The following is a 1,690-nucleotide window of genomic DNA, read 5'->3' on the forward strand; positions in this document are numbered from 1 at the left end:
TTATAGCCAGACTTTGGCTAGCTATAATAAAAAGCTCGCATTTTGCGAACTTTCTTGAATTGAGGATTTATTTTATGATGACATATTTTACACGTTCTTTTTCTCGTGCTATTTGGGCTAAATCATCATAATGTTTATTTGTTTGGTTGATTACTACAACTAAGCGAATAACAAAAAATACAGCAAACACCCCAAAAAAAGCGAGAATATAAGTAAAATCAACTGCAAATAAAAGGAATAATGTTCCTAATGCAATAAGCAGTATAAAAAAGCATTTTGCTGTAAATTGAATGAAATCACGCAACATACTTACCATCTTCTATAAGTTGAAAGTAACTGTTTTTCCTGTGGGTAATTCAACCGATAAATTTAACACACCACCCATTGCTTCAATGTAACGTTTAACTGATGATAATTTAATGTCATTGCCACGTTTTTCAAGGGCAACAACTGACGGCTGAGAAATACTTAATGCTTCTGCCATTTGCTTTTGTGAAAGCTCTAATTCTTCACGAATACGGTAAAGTTGTAACTCCATTCGCATATCGTCTGCCATAGCTTTCACTTTCACTTGCTTTTCAGCTGGAAGATTATTCATCAGATCTTTAAATTTCATGCTCATTTTCTTGCTCCTTAGTTAATTCAGAAAGGTAATCATCATAGGTTTGTTCCGCTAGGGCAATCATCTCTTTGTAAAAGAGCTTTTCTTTCTTGCCTTTCTTATCTCCGCCACACAAAACAATCGCTTGTCTGACAGGATCGAAAATATAAAATAAACGGAATACCGATGATCTAGACTGTACTCGCAATTCTTTCAAATTGGTATATTTAGAGCTTTGCAGCGTATCCGCATAAGGTCTGCTTAATTGTGGACCTTCTGTTGATAATAATTCCAACGCTGCATAGATTTTTAATACGTCATCTTCTGCCAGCGTTTTTAACCAATTCAAAAGTGGGTCTTGTAAAATTACTTCCCATTCTTGTTTCATACAGCTATTACCTTTCTTATTATTTATATAGATTTTAATCTATATAAAATACAGAAGCAATCGATAATTTAATGATTTGCTAAATAAAAAGGCTCTACAAAATTAGATCAGTAGAGCCGTTATCTTATATAAACATGTCCGGTTGTTTCTCTTTAATTATCCTATCCTGCATACGCTTAACAAGCTTCCTCAAAGCATTCTCAGTCCGATTATAACGACTCCCAAGTTCGCCCCAATTTCGACCGTTAAAACTGTTATAAATATCCAAGTCCGCTGGGCAATCTTATATCTGTAATCTTTAGGAAAGCATATAACTTGCCCGGCATATTCTTCGCTTAGTAAGTACGAGGACAATATGGTGTACAAATTCGAGAAATAATTACTCAGATTAAGTCATTAAATTTCACGTAGCGTTACGTCTAAAAAGAGATAGATTTATTGCGCGCGGCATCAGTAGCGTGCAACTTGTTGCAAAAATAAAAGGCATTAATAAACTAATTTAGTTTGAAAAGTGCGGTGATTTTGGTGGGTATTTTTATGCGTTTAATGAATTTGGCGAGTTATATTTTCGTGCATCAAGATGCACGCTACGGTCTCAATGTAGCGTGCAACCTGTTGTATAAATCATGGCATGGATAAAATAACAATATCATGTTTTACATTCTTTGTTAGGCTTTTATTCCACGCCCGATTTCATCATC

At 34.6% G+C, this 1,690-nt stretch carries 4 protein-coding genes; all 4 read right to left on the minus strand.

Annotated features, from left to right (window positions below):
- Positions 1 to 67: 67 nt before the first annotated feature.
- The 4 genes from HMPREF9065_RS0109380 to HMPREF9065_RS10305 all read right to left on the minus strand — a co-directional run bounded on the left by HMPREF9065_RS0109380 (position 68) and on the right by HMPREF9065_RS10305 (position 1,257).
- The gene (locus tag HMPREF9065_RS0109380; protein ID WP_198009760.1) at positions 68 to 307 is read right to left on the minus strand and encodes a hypothetical protein; all 240 of its coding nucleotides are present in this window, start codon (positions 305 to 307) and stop codon (positions 68 to 70) included.
- 12 nt (positions 308 to 319) lie between these two features.
- A complete protein-coding gene (locus HMPREF9065_RS08055; RefSeq protein WP_369751017.1) occupies positions 320 to 556 on the minus strand; it encodes a helix-turn-helix domain-containing protein in 237 nt (78 codons plus the stop codon).
- 49 nt (positions 557 to 605) lie between these two features.
- Positions 606 to 989, minus strand: coding sequence for a type II toxin-antitoxin system RelE/ParE family toxin (locus tag HMPREF9065_RS08050; protein WP_021615395.1), 384 nt, complete (start codon positions 987 to 989; stop codon positions 606 to 608).
- A 124-nt stretch (positions 990 to 1,113) separates the two neighbouring features.
- Positions 1,114 to 1,257, minus strand: coding sequence for a Mor transcription activator family protein (locus tag HMPREF9065_RS10305; RefSeq protein ID WP_232209091.1), 144 nt, complete (start codon positions 1,255 to 1,257; stop codon positions 1,114 to 1,116).
- Positions 1,258 to 1,690 lie beyond the last annotated feature (433 nt).

This window comes from Aggregatibacter sp. oral taxon 458 str. W10330 (assembly GCF_000466335.1).
GTDB lineage: Bacteria > Pseudomonadota > Gammaproteobacteria > Enterobacterales > Pasteurellaceae > Aggregatibacter.

What these genes read in the sequence shown, in the direction of transcription:
- HMPREF9065_RS08055 (WP_369751017.1), bottom strand. Translation starts at nt 556, where the DNA reads ATGGCAGACGATATGCGAATGGAGTTACAACTTTACCGTATTCGTGAA.
- HMPREF9065_RS0109380 (WP_198009760.1), bottom strand. Translation starts at nt 307, where the DNA reads ATGTTGCGTGATTTCATTCAATTTACAGCAAAATGCTTTTTTATACTG.
- HMPREF9065_RS08050 (WP_021615395.1), bottom strand. Translation starts at nt 989, where the DNA reads ATGAAACAAGAATGGGAAGTAATTTTACAAGACCCACTTTTGAATTGG.